The organism is Streptomyces sp. NPDC057099, assembly GCF_042671245.1.
Taxonomy (GTDB): Bacteria; Actinomycetota; Actinomycetes; order Streptomycetales; family Streptomycetaceae; genus Streptomyces; species Streptomyces purpurascens.
Window position 1 is genome coordinate 68,818 of sequence record NZ_JBHUTX010000012.1, and the last position, 25,606, is coordinate 94,423.

General features: G+C 70.1%; 27 protein-coding genes, 1 tRNA gene and 2 pseudogenes. 12 read left to right on the forward strand and 18 right to left on the reverse strand.

Features of this window, described 5'->3' with window-relative positions; genetic code table 11:
• Positions 1-144 precede the first annotated feature (144 nt).
• The 3 genes from ACFT4A_RS18190 (at position 145) to ACFT4A_RS18200 (ending at position 2,367) form a co-directional block, all read left to right on the forward strand.
• Entirely contained in the window at positions 145-1,257 is a 1,113-nt protein-coding gene (locus ACFT4A_RS18190) for a permease (RefSeq protein WP_382831226.1), read from the forward strand.
• A complete protein-coding gene (locus ACFT4A_RS18195) occupies positions 1,254-1,961 on the forward strand; it encodes a TIGR03943 family putative permease subunit (protein WP_382831229.1) in 708 nt (235 codons plus the stop codon). Before ACFT4A_RS18190 ends, ACFT4A_RS18195 begins: the two co-directional genes overlap by 4 nt.
• 64 nt (positions 1,962-2,025) lie before the next feature.
• Positions 2,026-2,367: a hypothetical protein gene (locus ACFT4A_RS18200; protein ID WP_382831232.1), complete on the forward strand. Its 342-nt coding sequence runs from the start codon at positions 2,026-2,028 to the stop codon at positions 2,365-2,367.
• A 66-nt stretch (positions 2,368-2,433) separates the two neighbouring features.
• Here ACFT4A_RS18200 and ACFT4A_RS18205 read toward each other — a convergent pair whose 3' ends face one another.
• The 11 genes and pseudogenes from ACFT4A_RS18205 to ACFT4A_RS18255 form a co-directional block, all read right to left on the reverse strand.
• A complete protein-coding gene (locus tag ACFT4A_RS18205) occupies positions 2,434-2,946 on the reverse strand; it encodes a hypothetical protein (protein WP_382831234.1) in 513 nt (170 codons plus the stop codon).
• Positions 2,947-3,184: 238 nt separating this feature from the next.
• Entirely contained in the window at positions 3,185-3,571 is a 387-nt protein-coding gene (locus ACFT4A_RS18210) for a toxin-antitoxin system, toxin component, PIN family protein (RefSeq protein ID WP_382831237.1), read from the reverse strand.
• The gene (locus ACFT4A_RS18215) at positions 3,561-4,217 is read right to left on the reverse strand and encodes a DUF433 domain-containing protein (protein WP_376389441.1); all 657 of its coding nucleotides are present in this window, start codon (positions 4,215-4,217) and stop codon (positions 3,561-3,563) included. The genes ACFT4A_RS18210 and ACFT4A_RS18215 overlap by 11 nt, the downstream gene beginning before the upstream one ends.
• A 100-nt stretch (positions 4,218-4,317) precedes the next feature.
• Complete coding sequence (locus tag ACFT4A_RS18220) at positions 4,318-5,181, reverse strand: hypothetical protein (RefSeq protein ID WP_382831240.1); 864 nt, start codon at positions 5,179-5,181, stop codon at positions 4,318-4,320.
• A 283-nt stretch (positions 5,182-5,464) separates the two neighbouring features.
• Entirely contained in the window at positions 5,465-5,551 is an 87-nt protein-coding gene (locus ACFT4A_RS18225; RefSeq protein ID WP_382831422.1) for a DUF397 domain-containing protein, read from the reverse strand.
• A 68-nt stretch (positions 5,552-5,619) separates the two neighbouring features.
• Positions 5,620-5,685, reverse strand: a pseudogene (locus ACFT4A_RS18230) (DUF397 domain-containing protein); the annotation flags it as partial.
• 82 nt (positions 5,686-5,767) lie between these two features.
• Positions 5,768-6,475 (reverse strand): annotated as a pseudogene (locus ACFT4A_RS18235) (Scr1 family TA system antitoxin-like transcriptional regulator); the annotation flags it as partial.
• 471 nt (positions 6,476-6,946) lie between these two features.
• A complete protein-coding gene (locus ACFT4A_RS18240) occupies positions 6,947-8,368 on the reverse strand; it encodes a DUF4041 domain-containing protein (protein ID WP_382831242.1) in 1,422 nt (473 codons plus the stop codon).
• Between the two features lie 487 nt (positions 8,369-8,855).
• Positions 8,856-8,929 (reverse strand) — tRNA-Pro (locus ACFT4A_RS18245).
• 47 nt (positions 8,930-8,976) lie between these two features.
• On the reverse strand, positions 8,977-9,747 hold the full coding sequence (locus ACFT4A_RS18250) for a Pr6Pr family membrane protein (RefSeq protein WP_382831245.1): 771 nt from the start codon (positions 9,745-9,747) through the stop codon (positions 8,977-8,979).
• 120 nt (positions 9,748-9,867) lie between these two features.
• Positions 9,868-10,794 carry a metallophosphoesterase gene (locus ACFT4A_RS18255; RefSeq protein ID WP_382831247.1) on the reverse strand — a complete coding sequence of 309 codons (927 nt, stop codon included), beginning with the start codon at positions 10,792-10,794 and terminating at the stop codon, positions 9,868-9,870.
• A 192-nt stretch (positions 10,795-10,986) separates the two neighbouring features.
• Between ACFT4A_RS18255 and ACFT4A_RS18260 the strand changes: the two genes are divergently transcribed.
• A complete protein-coding gene (locus ACFT4A_RS18260) occupies positions 10,987-11,451 on the forward strand; it encodes a GatB/YqeY domain-containing protein (protein ID WP_382831250.1) in 465 nt (154 codons plus the stop codon).
• 79 nt (positions 11,452-11,530) lie between these two features.
• On the opposite strand, the gene ACFT4A_RS18265 is transcribed toward ACFT4A_RS18260, so the two are convergent.
• Positions 11,531-13,822, reverse strand: a complete 2,292-nt coding sequence (locus tag ACFT4A_RS18265; RefSeq protein WP_382831252.1) for a transglycosylase domain-containing protein — start codon at positions 13,820-13,822, stop codon at positions 11,531-11,533.
• Positions 13,823-14,230: 408 nt separating this feature from the next.
• Between ACFT4A_RS18265 and wblA the strand changes: the two genes are divergently transcribed.
• Positions 14,231-14,569, forward strand: a complete 339-nt coding sequence (wblA, locus tag ACFT4A_RS18270) for a transcriptional regulator WblA (protein WP_184594573.1) — start codon at positions 14,231-14,233, stop codon at positions 14,567-14,569.
• Between the two features lie 69 nt (positions 14,570-14,638).
• Here wblA and ACFT4A_RS18275 read toward each other — a convergent pair whose 3' ends face one another.
• On the reverse strand, positions 14,639-16,069 hold the full coding sequence (locus ACFT4A_RS18275; protein WP_382831255.1) for an ArsA family ATPase: 1,431 nt from the start codon (positions 16,067-16,069) through the stop codon (positions 14,639-14,641).
• Between the two features lie 91 nt (positions 16,070-16,160).
• A complete protein-coding gene (locus tag ACFT4A_RS18280) occupies positions 16,161-17,138 on the reverse strand; it encodes an ArsA family ATPase (RefSeq protein WP_382831258.1) in 978 nt (325 codons plus the stop codon).
• A 106-nt stretch (positions 17,139-17,244) separates the two neighbouring features.
• Here ACFT4A_RS18280 and ACFT4A_RS18285 point away from each other — a divergent pair, with 106 nt between their 5' ends.
• From ACFT4A_RS18285 to ACFT4A_RS18300, 4 genes are all read left to right on the forward strand, one after another.
• Entirely contained in the window at positions 17,245-17,403 is a 159-nt protein-coding gene (locus tag ACFT4A_RS18285) for a DUF4177 domain-containing protein (RefSeq protein ID WP_097218487.1), read from the forward strand.
• On the forward strand, positions 17,403-17,864 hold the full coding sequence (locus ACFT4A_RS18290) for a RidA family protein (protein ID WP_382831260.1): 462 nt from the start codon (positions 17,403-17,405) through the stop codon (positions 17,862-17,864). Before ACFT4A_RS18285 ends, ACFT4A_RS18290 begins: the two co-directional genes overlap by 1 nt.
• A gap of 73 nt (positions 17,865-17,937) precedes the next feature.
• Complete coding sequence (locus ACFT4A_RS18295; RefSeq protein WP_382831263.1) at positions 17,938-18,831, forward strand: NUDIX hydrolase; 894 nt, start codon at positions 17,938-17,940, stop codon at positions 18,829-18,831.
• On the forward strand, positions 18,828-19,658 hold the full coding sequence (locus ACFT4A_RS18300; protein WP_382831265.1) for an MBL fold metallo-hydrolase: 831 nt from the start codon (positions 18,828-18,830) through the stop codon (positions 19,656-19,658). Before ACFT4A_RS18295 ends, ACFT4A_RS18300 begins: the two co-directional genes overlap by 4 nt.
• Positions 19,659-19,741: 83 nt before the next feature.
• Here ACFT4A_RS18300 and ACFT4A_RS18305 read toward each other — a convergent pair whose 3' ends face one another.
• A complete protein-coding gene (locus ACFT4A_RS18305) occupies positions 19,742-20,416 on the reverse strand; it encodes a Crp/Fnr family transcriptional regulator (RefSeq protein ID WP_215119931.1) in 675 nt (224 codons plus the stop codon).
• A gap of 275 nt (positions 20,417-20,691) precedes the next feature.
• On the opposite strand from ACFT4A_RS18305, the gene nth reads away from it, so the two are divergent.
• From nth to ACFT4A_RS18320, 3 genes are all read left to right on the forward strand, one after another.
• Positions 20,692-21,777, forward strand: a complete 1,086-nt coding sequence (gene nth / locus ACFT4A_RS18310; RefSeq protein ID WP_382831267.1) for an endonuclease III — start codon at positions 20,692-20,694, stop codon at positions 21,775-21,777.
• Positions 21,778-21,883: 106 nt separating this feature from the next.
• Positions 21,884-22,579 carry an NUDIX hydrolase gene (locus ACFT4A_RS18315; RefSeq protein ID WP_382831270.1) on the forward strand — a complete coding sequence of 232 codons (696 nt, stop codon included), beginning with the start codon at positions 21,884-21,886 and terminating at the stop codon, positions 22,577-22,579.
• Positions 22,580-22,592: 13 nt separating this feature from the next.
• Positions 22,593-23,792 carry a MarP family serine protease gene (locus tag ACFT4A_RS18320; RefSeq protein WP_382831272.1) on the forward strand — a complete coding sequence of 400 codons (1,200 nt, stop codon included), beginning with the start codon at positions 22,593-22,595 and terminating at the stop codon, positions 23,790-23,792.
• Between the two features lie 56 nt (positions 23,793-23,848).
• On the opposite strand, the gene ACFT4A_RS18325 is transcribed toward ACFT4A_RS18320, so the two are convergent.
• The 3 genes from ACFT4A_RS18325 to ACFT4A_RS18335 all read right to left on the reverse strand — a co-directional run bounded on the left by ACFT4A_RS18325 (position 23,849) and on the right by ACFT4A_RS18335 (position 25,594).
• A complete protein-coding gene (locus ACFT4A_RS18325) occupies positions 23,849-24,031 on the reverse strand; it encodes a hypothetical protein (protein ID WP_078506886.1) in 183 nt (60 codons plus the stop codon).
• A gap of 127 nt (positions 24,032-24,158) precedes the next feature.
• Complete coding sequence (locus tag ACFT4A_RS18330; RefSeq protein WP_382831275.1) at positions 24,159-25,109, reverse strand: alpha/beta fold hydrolase; 951 nt, start codon at positions 25,107-25,109, stop codon at positions 24,159-24,161.
• Positions 25,106-25,594: a phage holin family protein gene (locus tag ACFT4A_RS18335; RefSeq protein WP_382831278.1), complete on the reverse strand. Its 489-nt coding sequence runs from the start codon at positions 25,592-25,594 to the stop codon at positions 25,106-25,108. Before ACFT4A_RS18335 ends, ACFT4A_RS18330 begins: the two co-directional genes overlap by 4 nt.
• Positions 25,595-25,606 lie beyond the last annotated feature (12 nt).

The following is a 25,606-nucleotide window of genomic DNA, read 5'->3' on the forward strand; positions in this document are numbered from 1 at the left end:
CGTGGCCGGTTCACCTGGCTGACCTTGATTCGGAACGCTCCCCACAAGGGAGAAGACTGCCTCACCGGGACGGCTGGTTCCAGAAGGGAACCGAGGTGGGTGAACGCGCGGGCCCGTCCGTCCGTACCGAAGGGGAGGCAATGCATGCCCATGCGCACCACCGGAGGTACCGGGCCCGTGGCCACCACGAAGACCGTCCCGAGGGAGAGCGGCGAGCACGGGGACGTCGTGACGGACCGGGGCCGCGAAGGCCCGGAAAGCCAGGAGAGCCGCGAGAGCCGCGAGGGCCGGGACGGCCGGGACGAGGGGAGACACCTCAATTCCGCCCTCCTGCTGACCCTACTGCTGGTCACGGCGGTGATGTTCCAGGGCCCGATCCGCGGGGCCCTGGCCGCACCCGTGATGCAGAGCTGGATGACCGTGTTCGTGGCGGTCATGGTCCAGGCGCTGCCGTTCCTGGTGCTCGGCGTGCTGCTGTCGGCGGCGATCGCGGTGTTCGTGCCACCGTCGTTCTTCGCCCGGGCCCTGCCGAAACGCCCCGTCCTCGCGGTCCCGGTCGCGAGCGCGGCGGGCGCGGTGCTGCCGGGCTGCGAATGCGCCTCGGTGCCGGTCGCCGGAGCACTGGTGCGCAGGGGCGTCACCCCCGCGGCCGCGCTGGCGTTCCTCCTCTCCGCGCCCGCCATCAACCCGATCGTGCTGACGGCGACGGCCGTGGCCTTCCCCGGCAACCCGGAGATGGTCCTGGCCCGTTTCGTCGCGAGCCTGCTGGTGGCCTGCGCGATGGGTTGGCTCTGGCACCGCCTCGGCCGCACGGACTGGCTGCGCCCCCCGGCCAGGGCGTCGTACGAGGGCCAGAGCAAGGGGGCCGCCTTCTGGGGCTCGGTGCGTCACGACGTGACGCACGCGGGCGGCTACCTGGTGATCGGCGCGATGGCCGCGGCGACACTGAAGGCGGTGGTACCGGCGGAGTGGCTGGGCGCGGCGGCCGGACACCCCGTGTGGTCGGTCCTGTTCCTCGCGGCGCTGGCCGTCCTGCTCTCCATCTGCTCGGAGGCGGACGCGTTCGTGGCGGCGTCCCTGACCCAGTTCTCACTGACGGCCCGCCTGACGTTCCTCGTCGTCGGTCCCATGATCGACCTGAAGCTGTTCGCGATGCAGGTGGGCACCTTCGGCCGCGCCTTCGCCCTGCGCTTCGCGCCCGCGACCTTCGCCCTGGCCGTCGTCGTATCGGCCCTGACCGGAACGGTCCTGCTGTGAACCGCCTCGCCCAGAGCGCCCTCCTCTTCCTCCTGGGCGCCACGCTCCTGCACGCCGGCATGACCGACCTCTACCTGCGCTACGTCAAGGCGGGCCTGCGCCCCCTGGTCCTGCTGGCGGGCGTGGTCCTGATCGCGACGGCGGCGGCGACACTCTGGTACGACCGCCGAGGCAGGGGCCACGCCCACGATCACCACCACGAACCCCGCGTCACCTGGCTCCTCACGCTCCCGGTCCTGGCCCTGATCCTGGTCGCCCCGCCGGCCCTGGGCTCCTACAGCGCGTCCCACACCGGCACGGCCCTCCAGAAACCCTTCGGCTTCGCGGACCTCCCGGCCGACGGCCCCCTGCGCCTGGGCGTCGCCGACTACGCGGGCCGCGCGGTCTACGGCGACGGCCGCTCCCTCCGCGACCGCGAACTGAAGATCACCGGCTTCGTCACCCTGGACCGCGCCGGCACCCCCTACCTGGTCCGCATGGGCCTCAACTGCTGCGCTGCGGACGCCCAGCCGGTCAAGATCGCCCTGACCGGCGACATCCCCCCGGTCCTGAGCCCGGACACCTGGCTGGAGATCACCGGCCGCTACACCCCGCGCCGCACCAAGGACCCGGTCAACGACGGCCCGATCCCGTACCTCGAGGTCACCCGGGCCAAGCCGGTCCCCACCCCGCACGACCCCTACGACGAAACGTGGAACACCTGAAGTGGCGTACTAGACCGTCCACTTCCGGGTACCCGTGAATCCCGCTGTTCAGCGAGGGGGACGCATGACCACACACCGAGGCCGGTTGCGCACCGAGGCCCGCGAGGAACTCGTGAAGGCCGACAACAGAGCCGAACTGACCCTGGCGACCCTGGGCGCGGCCCTGGCCGCCCTGCTCGGCGCGATCGCCGCCGGTGTCATCGCACCCGCGCAGTACGCCGTGATCCCCCAGCTCCTGGTCTGGTCCGGCTGCGCGGCCTGCGCCCCGGCCCTGGTCCTGCTCGGCCTGGCCGCGAGGCCCCGCACCGTCTGGGTCAAGTACCGCTGCATACGGCGGGGGATGGCCTGGGGAGCGGTCTTCCTCACGCTCACCTTGGCGGGAACGCTGGCCGGGGCGCTCACGTAGGGGCTGTGCCGAGCCCTCCCCTCGGGAGAACCCGGCACAGGCTCAGCGGGTCAGCGGGTCAGAGTGTCAGACCGAGCGGCTGGCCTTGAAGCCGTAGTGAATGACGTCCTTGCCGTCCTCGTCCCAGTTGAGACGGAGGGCCCCGTCGGCGTACGCGCTCTTGCCGCCGACCTTCTTCTTGATCGTGGAGGACGTCCACGAACCGTTCCCGCTGCCGTCCATGGCGGCCAGCTTGGACCGGATGCCGAAGTCCTTCTTCAGCAGGACGGTGTCCGCGCCCGCGTCGGAGTGCTTGAGGTACAGCCGGAACCCGGCGCTGTCGAAGGTCTCCGACAGGTCGGTCCCGGAGTACCACGGCGGAGCGTCCCAGCTCACCTTGGCCTTGGCATAGACATAACTGCCGGACCGGGCCACACAGTTCTTGACGGTGAAGTCCCAGTTGTCGCCCCAGGGACCGGTGTACCCCGCGTCGTCGATGGTCTTCGAGCTCTCCTTGCACTTCCAGCTCAGCGCGGCCGCCGGCGAGACGGACAGCACGGACGCCCCGACGACGGTGGCACCGACCAGCGCGACCGACATGAACTTCCTGCCCGCGGCCGACTGCCGCGAAGGCGCTGTGCGACGCAGATTCACTTTCAGGTTCCCCTCGTTGTGGTGTTGCGATCTGCTCACGCATGAGCAGATAACGATCACCCTACAACGGGTTCGCGACCGCACATGATCGAAGTGGCTTGGGAGGGGGAGTAGTTGGCCTTGGCGCGGTGCGCACCGGTCGGGTTCAGGAAGGCGGGTCCGGTCCGGAGGCACCCCCTGCCCGTCACGGCCAGGTGCGCTCGATGCGATCGCGTCGCACCGCGTACGCCGCGGGACCGCCCCTGGCCACCGCGCGATGGATCGCCTCACGCTGTGCGTCGAGCCGTTCGACCATCTCGACACTGCGCAGCTGCTGATTGTCGAGGTAGAAGAGCACTGCCTCTCGCTCAAAGACCGGCTGGATCTCCAGATCCCGGCTCTTGATCCGACCGTCCTTCGAGAGCGGCACCCATGACTGCTCGAGACCGTGAGTGATCCACTCCTCGTCGGCGACGTCCTGTCCGTCGTCGGGGAAGACGTCCCCGATGCGGTGAACGGTCCAGCCGCACGCTCTCAGCCCTTCCGCGACCCGACGCCCGAGATTGCGGTCGAGAAAGAACTCAGGCGGCAAGGCGCACCACTGCCCGGCACAACGCGTCGACCTGCTCGGGCGTCATGTTGAAGTCGTACGCGATGTCCTCGACGCTCTCCCCGGCCTCCCACAGGTCGGTGATGGCGTTGACCGCGACGCGGTTGGCGGCCACGACGGGCCTCCCGTGTCCGAACCTCGGATCGATCACGACGGGCACGGCGTCCGGATACTGCCTGAGCCGCAGGCTGGAGGGGAAGTCGTCGTCGGGCTCCCAGTTCAGGTAGCGGAGATAGCCGGAGACCACCTCGTGGATCGGGGCCTGACCGTCCCGAGCCCGGCGAAGATCCCCGAGGCCGTGCTCGACGAAGATGTCCACGCCGTCCGTCGCGATCCGTCTGGACACCAGGCCGTAGGGAGTGGCGAAGGCGTCTCGTACGGCGGCGGCGGCTTCCCTGATCTCGCTCATCCGGAGCCCGAGGGAACGCAGGGACCGAAGGACGTGTGCCTCGGCCACCGCGATGAACGGCACCGAGGGCTGCCCCTTGCGAGGTGGCTCCACCTGGTGGACCAGAGGCGCGCCGGCGGCCCTGCCCTTGAGCCAAGAGGTGAGCGTCGACTGCGGAATCTCCAGGTAGGAGGCTGTTTCCGTGGGAGTCAGAAGTCCGTCCCTGAACCTGTCGACCATGCCCCACCTCCTCCTCGTGCGGTCGCCGCTGCGGGGTTTCGCATCGTCGCACATCAAGCCTCCCACCCAGGGCCGGACCGCACACCCGCCCACCGGCGGCTCAGCAGGCCGCACGGAGAAGATCCCCCGGTTCCCGGGTCCGGCATCCCCGGCAGTGCCCGGGCTCCGGCGCGCGGAACGCCCGCTCGCATCCGTCGCAGGTCTGGAAGGGCAGCACGACCGGCCGGCTCGCGCCCTCGGCGAAGGGGCGCGGAGGCGGTGCGGGCAGGGGAGTCTCCCGCAGACGGAACGCGAGGATGCCCGCCGGCCGGCTCAGGAGGCGATCGGGAAGTCGCGCGGTCAGCAGCGCGGTGATCTGGGAGGGATCGATCCCGGCCCCGAGCCACTGCGCGACGGCCGGCGCCAGCCGCACGGCCTCCTGCTCGGACAGCACGAGACGCGGATCGACCCGGCGCAGCGAGGCCAGAACGGCGACTGCCCGGGGATCGGCGTCGGAGAGCGACGCGGGCTTCTCCGACTGTTCCCGAGCGGGGGAGGCCGGTGCCTCCTCGCCCGCGGGCGCCTTCCGGGCCCGGGACGGCTTCGGCGGCTCGGGCGGTTCGTCGCCGATGGCGCCGCCGGGCACGTCGTAGAAGTACGTCCGCGTCCGCACCTGCCCGGTGGGCGTCCGCTCACGGCGACGCTCCAGGTAACCGGCCTCCTCCAGCTCCCGCAGCGCTCGCGAGATGAGGATCTCGCCCTCGCTGAAGTGCTGGCACAGGGCGGCGATGCTCACGGAGGAGCCGTCGGGCAGGGAGGAGATGTACGCCGCGACACCGACCGTGACCGCGCTGCCGCGTCGCTGCGCGAGGGCGTTGGAGATCACGGTGAAGTCGGCGGTCAGCCGGGTGCGTACATGGATCACGCCGGAGGTCGTTGCTCCGGCGTCGGCGCGCAGGCGCGCGTTAGACTGCGGCTCAGCCATTGGGAAGGTCGAAGCTTCCTGATCGGTCAGGCCCTCGATCGGGATGCCAGTCCCGGCCGGGGGCCGTCGTCTGTGTGAGGTTGTCGCGGCGAACGTAACGGCCCACATCCCGCACCTGCAAGCCGGTCACCCGGACGGGTGACGCAGGCCAACTGGCCAGGGAGGGCGGGTGGGTGGGTAGTTCTTTCCCCCGGTTCTTTCAGGAGGTCAGCGACCCACCGGACCCTCGCGAACAAGGGCCCGGTGAGCCCGGAAGGCGGACGACGACCGGTATCCGGCTGCCTTAGGAACGGTCGTGCCCGGCCTTCAACTCGCCTATGAAGGCGCTCCAGGAGCCGGCTTCGAAGCACAGCGCCGGACCATGCGGCACCTTGCTGTCACGAACCGGGACGACGGCCCTCGGAACCCGTCGGCTACCTCCACGCAGTCGCCCCCCTCCTGATTGCTGTAGCTGCTCTTGCGCCAGACGGCGCCGTTCAGATCGGGACGGGACGTTCGCTCCACGGTGGTTGTCCTCCATCACGGATCGGATCATGTCGAGCGACATGAGCGGCGGCAGAGCTGCCGCCCGCAGCCGATCGTAAGTCAGCGCAAAGCCCCTGACCTCGTCCGGATCCTCGATGAGTTGGCCGTAGTGCGCGCCTTCCGTGTAGGCGATCTCCGAGCCGTCCGGCATGGTGAGAACTGTGAGCGAGCCACCCATGACCTCGTGCTCGCCCTGGTCGAACGGCAGTACCTGCACGGTGATGTGAGGTTCCGTCCTGGCTGTGAGCAGTCGCGCCAACTGCTCCCGCATCACCACCTGGCCACCAACGGGACGCCGGAGCACAGCCTCGTCGAGGACCACCCACAACTCGGGGCGATCGTTCGTTCCGAGGCGCTCCTGACGTCCCATACGAAGGGCGACGCGCTCTTCCAATTGCTCCTCACTGCCGAGCGTCCGACCGACTCTCAGTACCGCCCGCGCGTATTCCTCCGTCTGCAACAGACCAGGCACCACATGAGCCGCGTACTGCCTGACGGCCACCGCCCGCGCCGAGTACTCCATGAACTTCCGCGACCAGTCCGGAAACGCCTCCCGGTACACGAACGGCCACAACTCGACCAGCAGATCATCCGCACCGAGAGCCGAGTCCAGCGCACGCGCCAGCTCCAGCGTCGGCTTCGCTCCGGACGCCCGCTCGATCTGCGTGATCCGCGTGCTCACCACGTGTGCCCTGTCACCCAGTTCGGCCTGGGTCAGCCCGGCCGCCGTACGGAGCCTGCGCACCCGCACGCCGAAGAGCGCCGCCATCGACGCACGGGGGTCAATTCCGTTGGCCAAGACATCACTTCCGTTCCTTACGGGATGAAAAGTAAGGCTGTGTCACCTGTCGAGCGTAGGGCGACCGGGCGACTCTTGAACACGGAACGTGATGACTCGCGTACGCCACGAAGTGCCCCACGCTCGACAGACAAGGACGGACCAGCCCGTGCCGACCGGAACGACCACTCCAGAACTCCGTTCATTCACAGCCCAGTTCGTCTCCTCACCGCGAGGCGCGCGGCTCGCCCGGCGTCTGGCGGTCCGGCGTATGAAGGAGTGGGGCTACCCGCCGGCGTCCGACGCGTCCTTCGCGCTCGCCGCAGTGGAGTCGGGACGGGGTGCGGGCTCCGCACAAGCCGTTGCTGCTGCTGTACGCGCTGGCTCGTTTCCAGGCCCTGAGCTTCGCGGCGCGCTCCAACCAGTCCATGGCCGGTGATCGTAGCGACGCATCACCTCACATCACGCCGGCCGGGGTGCGACTCCTCCAGCGCCCGCCGCGACACCGGCTTCTTCCTCGCGCCTGCCGGCCCGCCACTCCAAGGCCTGTGGTTCCTCGGTGAATTCGATCAGATGCTGTCCCGCGAACCGCTGCAGAGCATCCCGCACCTCCATCGGGGTGGCGTAGAAGAACTCCTTGCGGTTGTTCACTTGGTTGACCCGCCGTGAAGCGAACCGCCGGTGGAGTTCTGTCTCCAGTCCCACCGCATCCTTGCTGAAGATCAGCGCGTGGACGTCGAAACGGAAGGGGACCGCGGCGCCACTCAACTCATAGATGCGTTCCAGGGGTTCCAGTCGGCGAGTCATGCCGATCTTCACGATGCGATCGCCGAAGGCGCCGATGTTCGAGATGACGTAGACGTAGCCGGTGCGGACGTTGGCCGCGCGGGACTCGACGTCCTGCAAGGCGTTCTCGATCTCGGCCAGTTTGGCCTCCATCTCCGCGACACCGGCCTCGTCACTGCGCTCGCGAAGGCGATCAAGTGCCGACTGGTAGTGGCTGAGTTCCTTGTTCAGCTTCTCCCGCTGACGGTCCAGTTCCTTCTGGACCGCGGCCTCTTCGCGCTCCCGGGCGCGCGCCTCCCGCTGAGCTTCCTTCTCTTCTTCCTTCTTCAGCAGATGATCGGCGGTGAGCTCCAACTCCCGGACGCGTGCGTTGTGGTACTCGTCGGAGATCCGGATGTGCATGGTGGCGCCGAGTCTGGCGATCGTCTCGCGGCTCTTGCAGAGCCGGTCGACGAGAGAGTTCAGTCGGTGTGGTCGCATGGACCGCACCGCGTAGTCGGCCTCGGCGTTGTAGGCGCGCAGCATGAGTTTGGAGAAGTCGCGGACCATCTTCTGGCCTTCGCGCTTGGAGCCGTTGACCGTCCAGTCCGTGGCGGCGCGGACGGCCCCGCCCGCGCGGGCGAGCGTCTTGATCTCGCTCTGGAGCGAGTCGAGCCGACTGCGGTAGGCGATCGCGTCCTGCAGGGCATGCCGATACGCGTAGATCCCGGCCTCCTGCAGCATGGCGGTCTCGTCGGTGAGGACGATCCGTGCCTGCAACTCGGCCAGCCGCCGCTCGGCGTCGGACACGTCCCTGCGGTGACGCTCGGCCTCCTTGCGCGCCCGATCGGTCTCCTTCGCCGTCCGGCGGGCGTCGCCCAGGATCTCCTTCGCCGTTTCCCGCGCGTCCCTCAGGATCCCCTCGGCCTCCTGGGCGGCCTCGGCGGACGCCGTTTCGCGCAGCGCGGTGGCCTCCGCTTCGACCTGCTGTATGAGGCCGGCGACCCGTGCGGCATCCGGTCCCTGCGTCCTGGTGATCCAGGCCCGCAGTTCTTCGGCCTCGGATGCGGCATCCGCACGACGCCGCCCGAACAGCCCACCCTTCCGTGGCGCCGGCACTTGCGTCGGGCTCCCGGCAGCGGTCGTATCCGGCAACGGGATGTCACCTGGAGCAGCTCCGGCGGTGACGGTACCGGTGGCGGAATCGGCGTCCGGAATCCACAACTGCCATCCCGCCGGAACCGGAGGCCACGACGGATCGGGCTGCCAGTCCGGCGGCGGCACCCAGCCCGCAGGTGGTACAGGCCAGCCCGGCGGCGGATTGAAGCGATACGTACTCATTCCCCACCCCCTCGCCCCTGTGGCTCCCCAGCACACAGGGCGCCGGATCATCCCGGCAAAACGGAGAGGGACAGTCTGTTATTGCCTCGCCGAGAGGTCGGCCGGATACGTCACACCGTAATCATCTTGTAACTTAAAGTGAAACGCGCTTTCGGTGAGGGCACGCCGAGCCACTCAGGAGTCCGAAACGAGTCGAGGCTCACCCAACGAACAGCAGAGGCCCCCTCTCTGATGAGAGGGGGCCTCTGAACTTGCTGCTTAGCTGTCGGGGTGGCGGGATTTGAACCCACGACCTCTTCGTCCCGAACGAAGCGCGCTGCCAAGCTGCGCTACACCCCGATGTCGCTGCTGTCGCGGCGACGACGTTTACTTTAGCCCACCGGTGGCTAGAGACGAAATCCGGTTTTCCAGGGGTGCCGGAGGGGGTTCGGGCGGGCGTGGTCGAGGGCTACGAGGAGGACCGCCAGGGCGTAGAAGGCGAGGCCGAGGAGGAGGGCGTTGCCGAGGACCTTCTTGTAGCCGTCCTGGTCGACGTCCATGAAGGGGTAGAGGTAGCGGCCGGACGAGCCCGGGAGGAGCAGTTCGCCTCGGAGGAGGGAGAAGGCCAGGTAGGCCAGGGGGTAGAGCATCCAGGTGCTGGCCTGGCGCAGGTGCAGACGGCCGGGGGGTGTGAGCAGGAGCCAGTCCAGTACGGCCGCGATCGGGGTCACCGTGTGGAGGGTGTACTGGGTCAGGGCCTGCCAGCCGGCCGGGTGGGCCGCTTCGCCCGTGAGGGAGAAGGGACTGGCCTCGTTCGCCAGGAGCAGGTGGTACGCCAGGGCCGCGACGACGACGTAGAGGGTCGTCGCGCCCAGGACGGCTCCCGGCAGGGGCCGGCCGGCCGTCCAGGCGCGGCGGGCCGAGAGGGCCATGACCAGCGCCAGCAGGATGTTGCTCTGGATCGCGAAGTACCCCAGGGTCCGGTACGGGTCGCCGAGGAGCAGTTCCAGCGTGACGCCCGCGGCAGCGGCGAAGGCGACCAGCAGGCGGAAGGCCGCGGCCGCGGGGCGGCGGACCGGGCTGACGACGGCCGTGGCCGGGACGGGGGAGGGCTTCAGCGCGGGCCTGCCCGGTATCACGGGCAGGTCCGGGATGTCCCTGGGTATCGGGGCTGTCATGCCCCCACGCTGGCAGAAACGGACATAGGGGGCGATGCGGGCGGGGCTGTGTGGGTTAGTCGCCCGTCACCTCGCCGGTCCGGCCGCGAGCCGCGCCAGCCACTCCGACCGCGAGCCCCGCTACTCCCGCCCCACCAACGTCAGCAACGTCGCCTCCGGCGGGCACGCGAACCGTACCGGCGTGTAGCGGCTCGTCCCGCAGCCCGCCGACACGTGCAGATACGACGTACGGTCCTCCACCGTGTGCGTCGACAGGCCCTTCACCCGGTCCGTGTCCAGGTCGCAGTTGGTGACCAGGGCGCCGTAGAAGGGGATGCACAGCTGGCCGCCGTGGGTGTGGCCGGCCAGGATCAGGGGGTAGTCGTCGGCCGTGAAGGCGTCCAGGGTGCGCAGGTAGGGCGCGTGGACGACGCCCATCGAGAAGTCGGCGGAGTCGGACGGGCCGCCGGCCACCTGCGCGTAGCGGTCCCGCTTGATGTGCGGGTCGTCCAGGCCCGTCAGCTCCAGCGAGACGCCCTCGATCTTGAGCGTGCCGCGGGTGTTGGTCAGGTTGAGCCAGCCCGCCGCGTCGAAACCGTCCCGCAGGTCCTCCCACGGGTTGTGCACCACACCCACGGCCGGGGCGTTGCCGTTGAGGCCGTGCCGGCCCTGGGCCCTCTCCAGCAGGTAGCGGGCGGGGTTGCGCAGCGTGGGGCCGTAGTAGTCGTTGGAGCCGAAGACGTACGCGCCCGGGAACTCCATCAGGGGGCCGAGCGAGTCCAGGACCTCCGGGACGCCCTCCGGGTCGGAGAGGTTGTCGCCCGTGTTGATCACGAAGTCGGGGCGCAGGCCCGCCAGGGACCGCAGCCAGCGCTGCTTCTTGTGCTGGCCGCCGACCATGTGGATGTCGGAGACCTGCAGCACACGCAGCGGGCGCATTCCTGGAGGCAGGACCGGGACGGTGACCCGGCGGAGGCGGAAGGAGCGGGCTTCGAAGCCCGCGGCGTACAACAGACCGGCGGCACCAGCCGCCGCGATTCCCAGGGGGACTCCGTATCGCGCGCGCATACGACCATCGTCTCAGACACCGGACCTCGACCCTGCCCGGGCGCCGCCCGAAATGCCCTCGCGGCACCGGCGCTTCGATCCACCGCCAGGCCACTGCCAGGTCATCGCCAGGCCACCGCCCCCGCCACCATCCCGCCACCGCCCCGCAAAACAGGGGGCGTCCTTCCTCCCGCACCTGCGACAATCAGCCCCATGACCACGCTCAAGTCGAAGCTGCAGGACGACCTCAACGTTGCGATCAAGGAGCGCGACGAGCTCCGCTCCTCGACGCTCCGGCTGACGCTCGCCGCGATCACCAAGGAGGAGGTCGCGGGCAAGGAGAAGCGCGCGCTCTCCGACGACGAGGTGCAGAAGGTGATCACCCGCGAGGCCAAGAAGCGCCGCGAGGCCGCAGAGGCCTTCGCCCAGGGCGGTCGTGCCGAGAGCGCCGAGCGGGAGAAGGCGGAGGGCGAGGTGCTCGCCGAGTACCTGCCCAAGCAGCTGTCCGACGACGAGCTCCAGCAGATCGTGGGCCAGGCCGTCGAGGAGGCCAAGGCCGCCGGTGCCGAGGGGCCGCGGGCCATGGGCGCGGTCATGAAGATCGTGAACCCGAAGGTGGCCGGGCTGGCCGAGGGCGGCCGTGTCGCCGCCGTGGTGAAGAAGCTGCTCGCCGGCTGACCGGATCACCTCACAGGGGTGGCCCCCTACGTCCAGGACGGGACGTAGGGGGCCACCCCTCTTCTCTCACACCGTCGGCTCAGCCGAACCGCCCGCCGTTGCCGTTGCCACCGCCGTTGTCCTGACCCCGGAAGAAGCCCTCGGGGATGGAGAACGAAGGCGTCGGGATGGGCTCGCCGCCACCGCCGCCGTTGTTGTTGCCGCCGACCAGGCCGCCGATGAAGCCACCGTTGCCGTTGCCCCTGTCGTCACGGTCGTCGTCGCGGTCCTCGTCGCCGCGGCCCTTGTTGCGGCCGTCGGGGATGTGGATGTCGTTGAACTGCTCGACGGGCTTGCCCTCCAGCGCGCCGGACATCATGTCGCGCCAGATCGGACCGGGGACCTCACCACCGAAGACCTTGCCGTAGGACCGGCCGCCGATGGTGATGTTGGACATCTTCCGCTTGTGCGTGGGGTCGCCGACCCACACCGCGCCGGCCATGTTCGGGGTGTAGCCCACGAACCAGGCCGCGTAGCGCTCGTCCGTCGTACCGGTCTTGCCCGCGCTGGGACGGCTGCCGAGGCCGGCCTTCGAACCCGTGCCGTCCTCGACGACGCCCTTGAGCAGCGCGTTGATCGTGTCGGCGGTCTTCTCCGACATCGCACGCGAGCAGGTCGACTTCGGGACCGGGAGCGACTTGGTCGTGTCGCCGACCCGCTGGCCGACCGACTCGATGGCGATCGGCGTGCAGTACATGCCGCGCGAGGCGAAGGTCGCGTACCCGTTCGCCATGGTCAGCGGGGACATCTCCTGGGTGCCGAGGGCGATGGAGGGCGCCTGGTCCATCTTGCGGCCGTCGGCCCGCTCGACGCCCATCTTCTTCGCCATCGTCGTCACCGGGCAGATGCCGATGTCGCTGATCATCTGGACGTAGTAGGTGTTGACCGACTTGGCGGTCGCTTCCTTCATGTCGTACGGGCCGACCTCGGAGCTGTTCTCGTTCTCGAGCTTGGCGGGGTTGCTCCGGTCGTTCATCCACCGCTTGCCGCCGCAAGCCGAGACCGGGCTCGGGTAGGCCATCTGGTACGGCGCCGAGTACACCTTGTTCGCCGGCATGCCGTCCTCGATGGCCGCGGCGGCCACGATCGGCTTGAACGTCGAACCGGGCTGGTAGCCCATGCCGCCGCCCATGTCGTCGTTGACGGACAGGTTGAGGGTCGTCTCGCCCTCCTTGATGTCGACGCCGTACGGACGCGACTGCCCCATGGCGAGGATCTTGCCGGTGCCGGGCTGGACGATGCTGGCGGCGGTGGCCACCTCGTCGCTCTTGTAGACGTGGTCCTTGATGGACCGCTGGGCCGATTCCTGGGCCGCCGCGTCCATGGTGGTGCGGATGGTGAGGCCGCCCTGGTTCCAGACCTTCGCCCTGGCCTCCTTGGTCTTGCCGAAGACCTTGTCGTTCAGGAAGACCTCGCGCACGTAGTCACAGAAGAAGCCCGCGCCCTTGACCGCCGTGATGCAGCCGTTCCTGGGCTTGCTGACCTTGAGGCCGAGCGGTGCCTTCATCGCCTCGGAGGCCTGCGCCCGGGAGATGTCGCCGACGGCGGCCATGCGCTGCAGCACGATGTTGCGGCGCTTGGTGGCCTCCGCCTCGTCGTTGACCGGGTCGTACCGGCTGGGCGACTGGACGATGCCGGCGAGGAGGGCCGACTCCTGGACGTTGAGGTCCTTGGCGGACTTGGAGAAGTAGCGCTGGGCCGCGGCCTCGATGCCGTAGGCCTGCTGGCCGAAGAACGTGATGTTCAGGTAGTTCTCGAGGATCTTCTTCTTCCCGAGCTCTTCCTCGACCTGGATCGCGTACTTCAGCTCGCGGATCTTGCGGCCGATGGTCTGCTGGGTGGCCTGCGCGACCTTCGTCGGGTCGTCGCCCGCCTCCTCGACGAAGACGTTCTTCACGTACTGCTGCGTCAGGGTCGAGGCGCCCTGGGAGACCTCACCGCTGCGCGCGTTCTTGTTGAGGGCGCGCAGGACGCCCTTCAGGTCGACCGCGCCGTGCTGGTAGAAGCGCGAGTCCTCGATCGCGACGATCGCCTTCTGCATGTACGGCGAGACGTCCTTGAGCGGGACCACCGTGCGGTCGCGCGAATAGACCGTGGCGATCTGGCCGCCGTCGGCGTCGAGGATCGTGGTGCGCTGACTCAGCGGCGGCGTCTTCATGTTGGCGGGGAGCTCGTCGAAGCTCTCGACCGAGCCCTTCGCCGCGAGCCCCAGCGCGCCCACCGCGGGCAGCGCGATACCGGCCAGCACGGCTCCCGCAAGGACACTGACACCGAGGAACTTGGCCGCCTGCTGCGCAGGAGACAGACCACCGCCCGAGCTCTTCTTTGGCATGAGGGCAGCCTACGTTCTCATTCGCCGGACAGGCGTATATGCCTTGGCCTAAGCTGCTCTCAACTGTCACAGCAGTGAGGCCACGTATCAATACGTCCGGCGACCCCGAATCGTTCCGGGTGTTCCCCAACTTTTTTGGTGGGGTCGTGTCCGAATCCGCCTTGTGTGTCATACGGCGTCCGTTGTGACGCAACTGAACTGTCCTGGTTTGCCGGGAAAGTTATGTATGTCGCCAGCTCACTCCCCCGGGTGATCTGCCGCTTACCCATAGTCCGTTCGGGCCATTCAAGATTGGGCCCGAAGGGGGTGTTGCGCTGTGCCCACCTTCCGTAACGTCCTCAACTGGCGGCGGTGAATATGCCGCTGCCGCCGTGGGGGAGCCTCGATTCGGGAGAGGACGGCGCCGGTATGGGCTGGGTAGTCGACTGGAGTGCGCAGGCGGCCTGCCGCACTACCGATCCGGATGAACTGTTCGTTCAAGGAGCAGCGCAGAACAGGGCCAAGGCGGTGTGCACCGGATGTCCGGTGCGTACGGAGTGCCTGGCCGACGCGCTCGACAACCGCGTCGAGTTCGGCGTGTGGGGAGGCATGACGGAGCGGGAGCGCCGCGCACTGCTGCGCAGGCGGCCCACGGTGACGTCCTGGCGCCGGCTGCTGGAGACGGCACGCAGCGAGTACGAGCGCGGCACGGGTGTCGTGTCCCTCGACGACGACGAGATCTACGAGAACTACGCCGCGGTGAGCTGAGGGGTCCCCTCCGGGGACTCCACGGGGGATCCTCGGCGCCGATGTCCGGTCGGGGGCCCGTACGGGCCCTCAGGCGTCAGGGCCCGGCGACTCCTGCTCGGCCACGTCGGGAAGCTCGCGCTCGTTCGCCGCGAGCCGGTCGCCGATGTCGCGCAGTCCTGCGAGGTCGTGCACATCGCCGGGCAGCGCGGCCACTTCCGTCACGGCCACCTCGGGGTGGAGCGCGGCGAAGCGGTCACGCGTGCGCTGCTCACGCGAGAGCAGCTGCATGCGCTCGGCGTGCAGCCTCAGCAGGCCTGCCGTGAGCTGGTCGACGGACCGCTCGGCGTCCTCGGCGTTCTCGGCGTCATCCGCGTCCTCGGTGGGGGAGCCACCCTCGGGAGCCGATGTCGATGCCGGATCTGGAGTCTGAGCTGGGGTCTGAGCTGGGGTTTCGGACGTCGGAGAGGCCGAACTGTCGTATGCGTCGGGGGAGTTACGAAGTCCAGCTTTCCCGCCCTCCTGATCCACAATGCGGGGCTCTTCAAGATTTTCCGCGGCGGCGAGCGCCCGCTCGGCCGACAGCCGGTCGGCCCCGCTGCCGTGGACGCGGTTGAGCACAAGACCGGCGAGCGGCATGTCCTCCGCGGCCAGGCGCTCCACGAAGTACGCGGCCTCGCGCAGCGCGTCCCGCTCCGGGGCCGCGACCACGAGGAACGCCGTCCCGGGCGCCTGGAGCAGCTTGTACGTCGCGTCCGCGCGCGTGCGGAAGCCCCCGAACGTCGTGTCCATCGCGGACACGAACGTCTGGACGTCCTTGAGGAGCTGTCCGCCGAGCAGCTTGCCGAGGGTGCCGGTCATCATCGACATCCCGACGTTCAGGAACTTCATCCCGGCGCGCCCGCCCAGCTTCGCCGGCGCCGTCAGCAGCCGGATCAGCCGCCCGTCCAGGAACGACCCGAGCCGCTTGGGCGCGTCCAGGAAGTCCAGGGCCGAGCGGGACGGCGGGGTGTCGACGATGATCAGGTCCCACTCGTCCCGGGCCCGCAGCTGCCCGAGCTTCTCCATCGCCATGTACTCCTGCGTGCCCGCGAAGCCCGCCGAGAGCGACTGGTAGAAGGGGTTGCCCAGGATCGCGGCCGCCCGCTCGGCGTCCGCGTGCACCTCGACGATCTCGTCGAAGGTGCGCTTCATGTCGAGCATCATCGCGTGCAGCTCGCCGCCCGCGGAGTCGTCGATGCCCTTGACCCGGCGCGGGGTGTTGTCGAGGGAGTCGATGCCCATGGACTGGGCGAGCCGGCGGGCCGGGTCGATGGTGAGGACGACCACCTTGCGGCCCCGCTCGGCCGCGCGCAGGCCCAGGGCCGCCGCGGTCGTGGTCTTGCCGACCCCGCCCGAACCGCAGCACACCACGATCCGGGTCTTCGGATCCGCCAGCAGCGGATCGACGTCGAGCAGGCGTACGGGGGACAGCCGGGGGCGGGCCGGGTCGGGTGTGCGGGCCGGGTCCGGACGACTCATGACATCCCCTGCTTCCGACTCATGACCAGTTTCATGGCGCCTTGTTCCACGACGGCCTTCATGAACATGCCCCGTCCGGCGGCGGCCCCGCTCATGACACGCCCTGCCCGCGCAGCTCGCGGGCCAGCGCGTACAGCCCCGCCAGGTCCATGCCCTCGGCGAACAGCGGCAGTTCGTGCAGCGGGAGGCCCAGTTCGGCGAGCACCGCGCGCTGCTCGTGCTCCAGCGCGTACCGCTCGGCGTACTCCTCGGCCTGCGTGAGCAGCGGGTCCACCAGCCGCTCGGCGCGCCCGCCGCGCCGTGCCCCGCCGAGCCCGGCGGCCGACAGCGACCGCGCGACCGTGGAACGCGTGGCCGTCCGGACGAGTTCCAGATCGGTCTCGTCCAACACCTCCGGCCGCACCATGTTCACGATGATCCGCCCCACCGGCAGCCGCGCCGACCGCAGCTCGGTGATGCCGTCCACGGTCTCCTGGACGGGCATCTCCTCCAGCAGCGTCACCAGGTGCACGGCCGTCTCAGGCGACTTCAGCACCCGCATCACGGCCTGTGCCTGATTGTGTATCGGGCCGATCTTGGCGAGGCCGGCGACCTCGTCGTTGACGTTGAGGAAACGCGTGATGCGCCCCGTGGGCGGCGCGTCCATGACGACGTAGTCGTAGGTGAAGCGCCCGCTGCGCTCCTTGCGCCGCACCGCCTCGCACGCCTTGCCGGTGAGGAGTACGTCCCTCAGACCCGGCGCGATGGTGGTGGCGAAGTCGATCGCGCCGAGCTTCTTCAGGGCCCGCCCGGCGCTGCCCAGCTTGTAGAACATCTGGAGGTAGTCCAGAAGGGCCAGTTCGGGGTCGATGGCAAGCGCGTACACCTCCCCGCCCCCGGGAGCGACGGCGATCTTCCGCTCCTCATAAGGCAGCGCTTCAGTTTCGAAGAGCTGCGCGATGCCCTGGCGGCCTTCGACCTCGACGAGAAGCGTCCGCTTCCCCTCCGTGGCCAAGGCCAGCGCTAGGGCCGCGGCCACCGTGGTCTTGCCGGTACCGCCCTTGCCGCTGACGACCTGGAGCCTGCTCACGTATTCGAGCCTAACCAGTCCGCGCCCGGGCTACTCCGGAGGCTGTGGACAACCGCCTCCGTGGTCGGCCGCTGCCCCCTGTCCGCCAGGGGCTAGAGTCGGCCGCATGACCAAGTGGGAATACTCAACCGTGCCGCTGCTCGTCCACGCCACGAAGCAGATTTTGGACACCTGGGGCGAGGACGGCTGGGAGCTCGTCCAGGTCGTGCCCGGGCCGAACAACCCCGAGCAGCTCGTGGCCTACCTGAAGCGGGAGAAGCAGTAATGGGTGCCGTCGAGGCGAAGCTGGCAGAGCTCGGTCTGACCCTGCCCGACGTCGTCCCGCCGCTGGCCGCGTACCAGCCGGCCGTGCAGACCGGCCCCTACGTCTACACCGCCGGGCAGCTCCCGATGGTGGAGGGCAAGCTTCCGGTCACCGGCAAGGTCGGCGCCGAGGTCACCCCGGAGGAGGCCAAGGAGCTGGCGCGTACGTGCGCGCTGAACGCCCTGGCCGCCGTCAAGTCCGTCGCCGGTGACCTGGACCGCATCGCGCGCGTGGTGAAGGTCGTCGGCTTCGTCGCCTCGGCCTCCGACTTCACGGGCCAGCCCGCGGTGCTGAACGGCGCGAGCGAGCTGCTCGGTGCGGTCCTCGGCGACAAGGGCGTGCACGCGCGCAGCGCCGTGGGCGTGGCGGTGCTGCCGCTGGACGCCCCGGTGGAGGTCGAGATCCAGGTGGAGCTGGCGTAGCTTCCCCGCGAGGGGAAACCGCACCCTCAGGGGCCCCTCGAACATCCGCCCGTCACGGGATAGCCTCGCGACCATGGCGAACGGTCAGTGGTACCCCCCGGAATGGCCGGACCGCATCCGCGCCCTGGCGGACGGCACGCTCACCCCGGTCACCCCGAAGCGCGCGGCCACCGTCATGCTCCTGAAGGACACCGGCACCGGCACCGGTCCCGCTGTCCACATGCTGCGCAGACGCGCCTCCATGGCCTTCGCCGGAGGCGCGTACGCGTATCCGGGCGGCGGCGTCGACCCTCGGGACGACGACCGCCAAATCCGCTGGGCGGGCCCCACGCGCGCGTGGTGGGCGGACCGGCTCGGCGTCGACGAGACCGAGGCCCAGGCGATCGTCTGCGCGGCCGTGCGGGAGACGTACGAGGAGGCGGGCGTCCTGCTCGCCGGACCGGCGCCCGACTCGGTCGTCGGCGACACCACCGGGGCCGACTGGGAGGCGGACCGTGCCGCCCTGGTCGCCCGGGACCTGTCCTTCGCCCAGTTCCTGGACCGCCGTGGCCTGGTCCTGCGCTCCGACCTGCTCGGCGCCTGGACCCGCTGGATCACCCCCGAGTTCGAGGCCCGCCGCTACGACACCTGGTTCTTCGTGGCCGCCCTCCCCGAGGGACAGCGCACCCGCAACGCCTCCACCGAGGCCGACCGCACGGTGTGGATCGCCCCGGGCGAGGCGGCGGCCGGCTACGACAAGGGCGAGCTGCTGATGATGCCGCCGACCATCGCGACCCTGCGCCAGCTGACGCCCTACGACACGGCCGCCCGGGCGCTCGCGGACGCCCCGGGGCGTGACCTCACGCCCGTGCTGGCCACCGCCCGCCTCGTGGACGGCGAGCTCGTCCTCTCCTGGCCGGGCCACGACGAGTTCACCAAGCACATCCCGACCCGCCCGACCTTCCCGACCGGTGGAGCCAGCGCATGACGGACGCAGCAGCCCTTCCCGGCCAGCCCCGGGGCGGTGTCCTCACGGGCCCCGCCACCGCTCGCGCCGTCAACGTCCTGGCCCCCAACCCGTCGGCGATGACCCTGGACGGCACGAACACCTGGATCCTCTCCGAGCCCGGCTCGGACCTGGCCGTGGTGGTCGACCCGGGGCCGCTCGACGACGGACACCTGCGCCATGTCGTCGCCACGGCCGAGCAGGCCGGCAAGCGCGTCGCCCTGACCCTGCTGACCCATGGCCACCCCGACCACGCCGAGGGCGCCGGGCGGTTCGCCGAACTGACCGGCACGCGCGTGCGTGCGCTCGATCCGGCCCTCCGGCTGGGGGACGAGGGACTGGCCGCCGGGGACGTGATCACCGTCGGCGGCCTCGAACTGAAGGTCGTACCGACCCCCGGCCACACCGCCGACTCCCTCTCCTTCCACCTCCCGGCGGACCAGGCCGTCCTGACCGGCGACACGATCCTCGGCCGCGGTACGACGGTCGTGGCCCACCCCGACGGCCGCCTGGGCGACTACCTGGACTCCCTGCGGCGCCTGAGGTCCCTCACGGTCGACGACGGCGTCCACACGGTGCTCCCGGGCCACGGACCGGTCCTGGAGGACGCCCAGGGCGCCGTCGAGTACTACCTCGCCCACCGGGCCAAGCGCCTCGCGCAGGTGGAGACGGCCGTCGAGGACGGCTACCGCACCCCCACCGAGGTCGTCGCCCACGTCTACGCGGACGTGGACCGCTCCCTGTGGCCGGCGGCGGAACTGTCGGTGCGGGCGCAGTTGGACTACCTGGACGAGCACGGGCTCATCTGACCGCCGACGTGCCCTGGTACGACGTCGGGCCCTGTCTCGCGAGGAGACAGGGCCCGATGACGTACGGCACGCGCGGGTGCGCGTCAGCGCGAGCGCTTGGCGAGGCGCTCCACGTCCAGCAGGATCACCGCGCGGGCCTCCAGGCGGAGCCAGCCGCGCTGGGCGAAGTCCGCCAGTGCCTTGTTGACCGTCTCGCGGGACGCGCCGACCAGCTGGGCCAGCTCCTCCTGCGTGAGGTCGTGGACGACGTGAATGCCCTCCTCGGACTGCACGCCGAACCGGCGGGACAGGTCCAGCAGGGCACGGGCGACCCGGCCCGGGACGTCCGAGAAGACGAGGTCGGACATCGCGTCGTTGGTCTTGCGCAGCCGGCGGGCGACCGCGCGCAGCAACGCCGTGGCCACCTCGGGGCGGGCGTTCAGCCAGGGCTGGAGGTCGCCGTGGCCGAGACCGAGCAGCTTGACCTCGGTCAGCGCGGAGGCCGTCGCGGTGCGCGGGCCCGGGTCGAAGAGCGACAGCTCGCCGATGAGCTCGCCGGGGCCGACCACGGCCAGCATGTTCTCGCGGCCGTCCGGGGACGTCCGGTGGAGCTTGACCTTGCCCTCCGTGACCACATACAGGCGGTCGCCGGGGTCCCCCTCGTGGAACAGCGAGTCGCCGCGCGCGAGGGTCACCTCACTCATGGAGGCGCGGAGCTCCGAGGCCTGCTCGTCATCGAGCGCCGCGAAGAGCGGGTTGCGCCGCAGAACGTCGTCCACGAGTTCTCTCCTTGTCGACCTGCTCAGGGGACCTGGATCCCCCTTGTATCAAGGCACCGAGGTGCCCGTTTTGCCGGACGGTCCAAACAGTGTGATCTGTCACAAGGATGCCGCACAGGTGTCCCGGGGTACGCGGCAGGGGTCCAATTGGACGCCGATCTTCAGGGCCCGGGGCAGATGTCAGTGCCACGCCTTAGGCTGGCCGGGTGTCCAAATCGCCGGTGAGAGCACAGGCCGAGGGGGCTGCGCGGGTGGCTGTACGTCGCGATTCCGCTGTGGGCGAACAGAGCCCCGATGGCGGTAGGAAAACGGCGAAAGCGACAGAGAGGGCGGCGCCTTCGGGGAAGTCGGCGCCGGCCAAGAAGGCTGCCGCCAAGAAGGCTGCCGCCGCGAAGGCCGGGGCCGCGAGCAAGAAGGCGTCTGCGAAGAAGGCTCCTGCGAAGAAGGCGTCTGTGAAGGCGTCTGTGAAGAAGGCGGCATCCGTGAAGAAGGCGCCTGCCGCCAAGAAGGTCACCGTCGCGCCCAAGAAGGCCACCGCCCGCGTCAAGGGCACCGGCCCCGCAAAGGCCGTCGTCCACCCGCCGGGTGACGAGTCGCGCACGGCCCTGGTCCGCCGAGCCCGCCGTATCAACCGCGAACTCGCCGAGGTCTTCCCGTACGCCCACCCCGAGCTGGATTTCGACAACTCCTTCCAACTGGTCGTCGCCACGGTCCTGTCCGCCCAGACCACCGACCTGCGCGTCAACCAGACGACCCCCGCCCTCTTCGCCAAGTACCCCACCCCCGAGGACCTGGCCGCCGCCAACCCGGAGGAGGTGGAGGAGATCCTCCGCCCGTGCGGCTTCTTCCGGGCCAAGACGAAGTCGGTCATAGGGCTGTCCAAGGCCCTGGTGGAGGACTTCGGCGGTGAGGTCCCGGGCCGGCTGGAGGACCTGGTCAAGCTGCCCGGTGTCGGCCGCAAGACCGCGTTCGTCGTGCTCGGCAACGCCTTCGGGCGGCCCGGCATCACCGTGGACACGCACTTCCAGCGTCTGGTGCGCCGCTGGCAGTGGACCGGCGAGACCGACCCGGACAAGATCGAGGCCGACATCGGCGCGCTCTTCCCGAAGAGCGACTGGACGGACCTCTCGCACCACGTGATCTGGCACGGCCGTCGTATCTGCCACGCCCGCAAGCCCGCCTGCGGCGCCTGCCCGATCGCCCCGCTCTGCCCGGCGTTCGGCGAGGGCGAGACCGACCCGGAGAAGGCGAAGAAGCTGCTCAAGTACGAGAAGGGCGGCTTCCCCGGCCAGCGGCTGCGGCCCCCGCAGGCGTATCTGGACGCGGGCGGCAAGCCGGCGCCGCCGCTGGGGGCCGGATGAGCTGCCCGGTCGGGGGATCGAGCTGCCCGATCGGGGGATCGTGGCCGTTCGCGGAACGATCTCGGACCTGCCGCGCGTTGGAAGCGGCAGGACGACGGGGGTGGCGATGACGCGTGCGAGCGACACACAGGACGGGCCTTTGACGCCGAGCAAGGAGGGCCTGCCCGCCTGGCTGGACCCGGTGGTGCGTGCCGTGGAGACGGTCAGGCCGCGACAGCTCAGCCGCTTCCTGCCGCCGGAGGACGGCGCCGGGCGCCAGTCCGCCGTGCTGGTCCTGTTCGGGGAGGGCGAGCGCGGCCCCGAGCTGCTGCTCATGGAGCGCGCGAGTTCCCTGCGCTCGCATGCCGGCCAGCCCTCGTTCCCCGGCGGCGCCCTCGACCCCGAGGACGGCGACCCGCACGGCGACGGCCCGCTGCGGGCCGCCCTGCGCGAGGCGGAGGAGGAGACCGGCCTCGACCCCTCGGGTGTCCAGCTCTTCGGTGTCCTGCCCAGGCTGTACATCCCGGTCAGCGGCTTCGTCGTCACCCCGGTGCTGGGCTGGTGGCGCGAACCGAGCCCGGTCGGGGTCGTCGATCCGAACGAGACCGCCAGGGTCTTCACGGTCCCCGTGGTGGATCTCACGGATCCCGCCCACCGCGCCACCACCGTCCACCCCAGCGGCCACCGAGGTCCGGCATTTCTGGTCGAATCAGCCCTTGTCTGGGGTTTCACGGCCGGAATCATCGACCGGCTGCTGCATTTCGCGGGCTGGGAGCGGCCCTGGGACCGCGAGAAGCAGGTCCCGCTCGACTGGCGCGCATGACAGGGTGGCCTCCGTGAACGTGCTGGACATCTTGTTGCTGGTCGCCGCCGTGTGGTTCGCGGTCGTCGGGTACCGCCAGGGATTCGTCGTCGGCATCCTGTCGGTGATCGGCTTCCTGGGCGGCGGTCTCGTCGCGGTCTACGTACTGCCCGTCATCTGGGACGCGCTCACGGACAACGCGGAGGTGAACACGACCGCGGCCGTCGTCGCGGTCGTCGTCGTCATCGTCTGCGCCTCCGTCGGCCAGGCCCTCACCACCCACCTCGGCAACAAGCTGCGCCGGCACATCACCTGGTCCCCGGCCCGGGCCCTCGACGCCACCGGCGGCGCCCTGGTCAACGTCCTGGCCATGCTCCTGGTCGCCTGGCTGATCGGCTCGGCCCTCGCGGGCACCACCCTGCCGACGCTCGGCAAGGAGGTCCGCAACTCCAAGGTGCTGCTGGGCGTCTCCCAGGCACTGCCGGACCAGGCCGCCACCTGGTTCGCCGACTTCTCCTCCGTCCTCGCGCAGAACGGCTTCCCGCAGGTCTTCAGCCCGTTCTCGAACGAGCCGATCACCGACGTCCGGCCGCCCGACCCGGCCCTGGCCGCCAGCCCCGTGGCGAACCGCGCCCAGCGCTCCATCGTCAAGGTGATGGGCACGGCTCCGAGCTGCGGCAAGGTCCTGGAGGGCACCGGCTTCGTCTTCTCCGACCGCCGTGTGATGACCAACGCGCACGTGGTGGGCGGCGTCGACGAGCCGACCGTGCAGATAGGCGGCGAGGGCAGGAAGTACGACGCCACGGTCGTCCTCTACGACTGGCGGCGCGACATCGCCGTACTCGACGTGCCGGACCTCAAGGCGCCCGCGCTGCGCTTCTCCACCGAGGACGCGAGCAGCGGGGACGGCGCGATCGTCGCGGGCTTCCCGGAGAACGGGGCGTACGACGTGCGAGCCGCGCGCGTGCGGGGCCGCATCAAGCCCAACGGCCCGGACATCTACCACCGCGACACGGTCCGCCGCGACGTCTACTCCCTCTACGCGACCGTCCGCCAGGGCAACTCCGGCGGCCCGCTGCTCACCCCCGAAGGCAAGGTCTACGGCGTGGTCTTCGCCAAGTCCCTCGACGACGCCGAGACGGGGTACGCGCTGACCGTGGACGAGATCCAGGAGGACATCACCAAGGGGCGCAGCGCCAACCAGCAGGTGGACAGCGACAGCTGCGCGCTCTAAGAGCGGCTGGCGGCCTGCGGTGGGCTGGTCGGGGCGTCACTCGCGTGGGTGGCGCCTCAGTCGCGTGTATGGCGCAGACGTACGGAGACCCAGCGGGCCCGGCGGCGGAGGATGCGCGGGATCCCGACCCGGGGATCCGCGGTCACCATCTGCGGTGCGCCGCTTCGCTGGTGGGGGTTCGCACCGCCCGCCGAGCGGCGATTGCGGCTTGCGTCACTGTAGTCGTGCGTCCAGCCCATACCTCGACCTGTGCCCCCGCCCCATGGTCGATAACCGCTCCCGGGGCGCCCAATTGGCCTATGCGCCAGGCAAGTGGCCGTTCGTAGGACAAGCGTTCACGTGCGGATACCGGGCGGGGTCGTCCGGTCACCGATCGGGTTCGGGATCCTTGAGCCAGTTGATGAGCTCCGAGGAGAACGCGACCGGGTCCTCCTCGTGCGGGAAGTGGCCCAGACCGTCGAACAGGCGCCAGCGGTAGGGGGCTTCGACGTACTCGCCGGAGCCGGCCGCGCTGCGCGTGCGCATCACGGGGTCGAGCGAGCCGTGCAGATGGAGGGTGGGCACGCGCACGGGCCGCTTCATGCGGCGGTTGAACTGGATGCCGTCCGGGCGGGCCAGGGAGCGCACCATCCAGCGGTACGGCTCGACCGCGCAGTGCGCCGCGGAGGGGATGCACATGGCACGGCGGTAGGTCTCCAGGGCCTCGTCCTCCGGCGGGCGCGGCCCGGACCACTCCTGGATCAGCTCGGCCACCAGCGCCCCGTCGTCGGCGGTGAGCTGCCGCTCCGGGATCCAGGGCCGCTGGAACCCCCAGATGTGTGAACCGGCGCGCGTCTGCTTGACGTCTCGCAGCATGGCCGAGCGCCAGCGCCGCGGATGCGGCATGGACGCGACCGCCAGCCGCCGCACCAGCTTGGGGCGCATCGCGGCGGCGGTCCACGCGAGGTATCCGCCCAGGTCGTGGCCGACCAGCGCGGCGTCCGGCTCGCCGAGCGAGCGGATGACGCCGGTGACGTCGAGCGCGAGGTTGGCGGGGTCGTACCCGCGCGGCGTACGGTCGCTGCCCCCGACACCCCGCAGGTCCATGGCGACGGCCCGGAAGCCCGCGTCGGCGAGCGCCGTCAGCTGGTGCCGCCAGGTCCACCAGAACTGCGGGAAGCCGTGCAGCAGCAGCACCAGCGGCCCGTCACCCAGCTCGGCGATGTGAAAGCGGGCGCCGTTGGCGGCGACGTCCCGGTGGCTCACCTTCCTCCCGCCGGGGAGGTCGAGGAGAACGGCCGAGGCCGGCTGTGCCGAGGGTGTGGCGGGGTCCGTCATGACGACGAGCGTGCCACAGCCTCGATGGCCTCGGGGACCCGGTCCTGCGGGAGCTCCGGACGCGGGTGCGGCTTGGCCTTCTGCAGGACGCCCGCGGTCTCCTTCATCGAGGCGGCGACCTTCTGCGGGCCCTTGCTCTTCTTGGCCTTCTTCGCGAAGACCACGCCGATCAGCGCGAGCACGACGGCGACCAGCACGTTCGCCGCGAAGGACAGCAGGAAGCAGATCGCGAGGTTCCAGTCGCTCCAGGTGCGGATGCCGTACGCCAGCGCGAAGTTCAGCATCGGCAGGGAGAAGATCAGCACCGCGCCGGCTGCCGAGAAGGCGCCGCCGCTGGTCGCGCCGCGCTTGACGTCCTGCTTGAGCTGCGCCTTCGCCAGCGCGATCTCGTCGTGCACCAGCGCCGACATTTCCGTCGTCGCCGAGGCGAACAGCTGGCCGATGCTGCGTTCGGCGCCGACCGGGCTGCCGTCGGGTGCGCTCATCGCGGTCTCTCC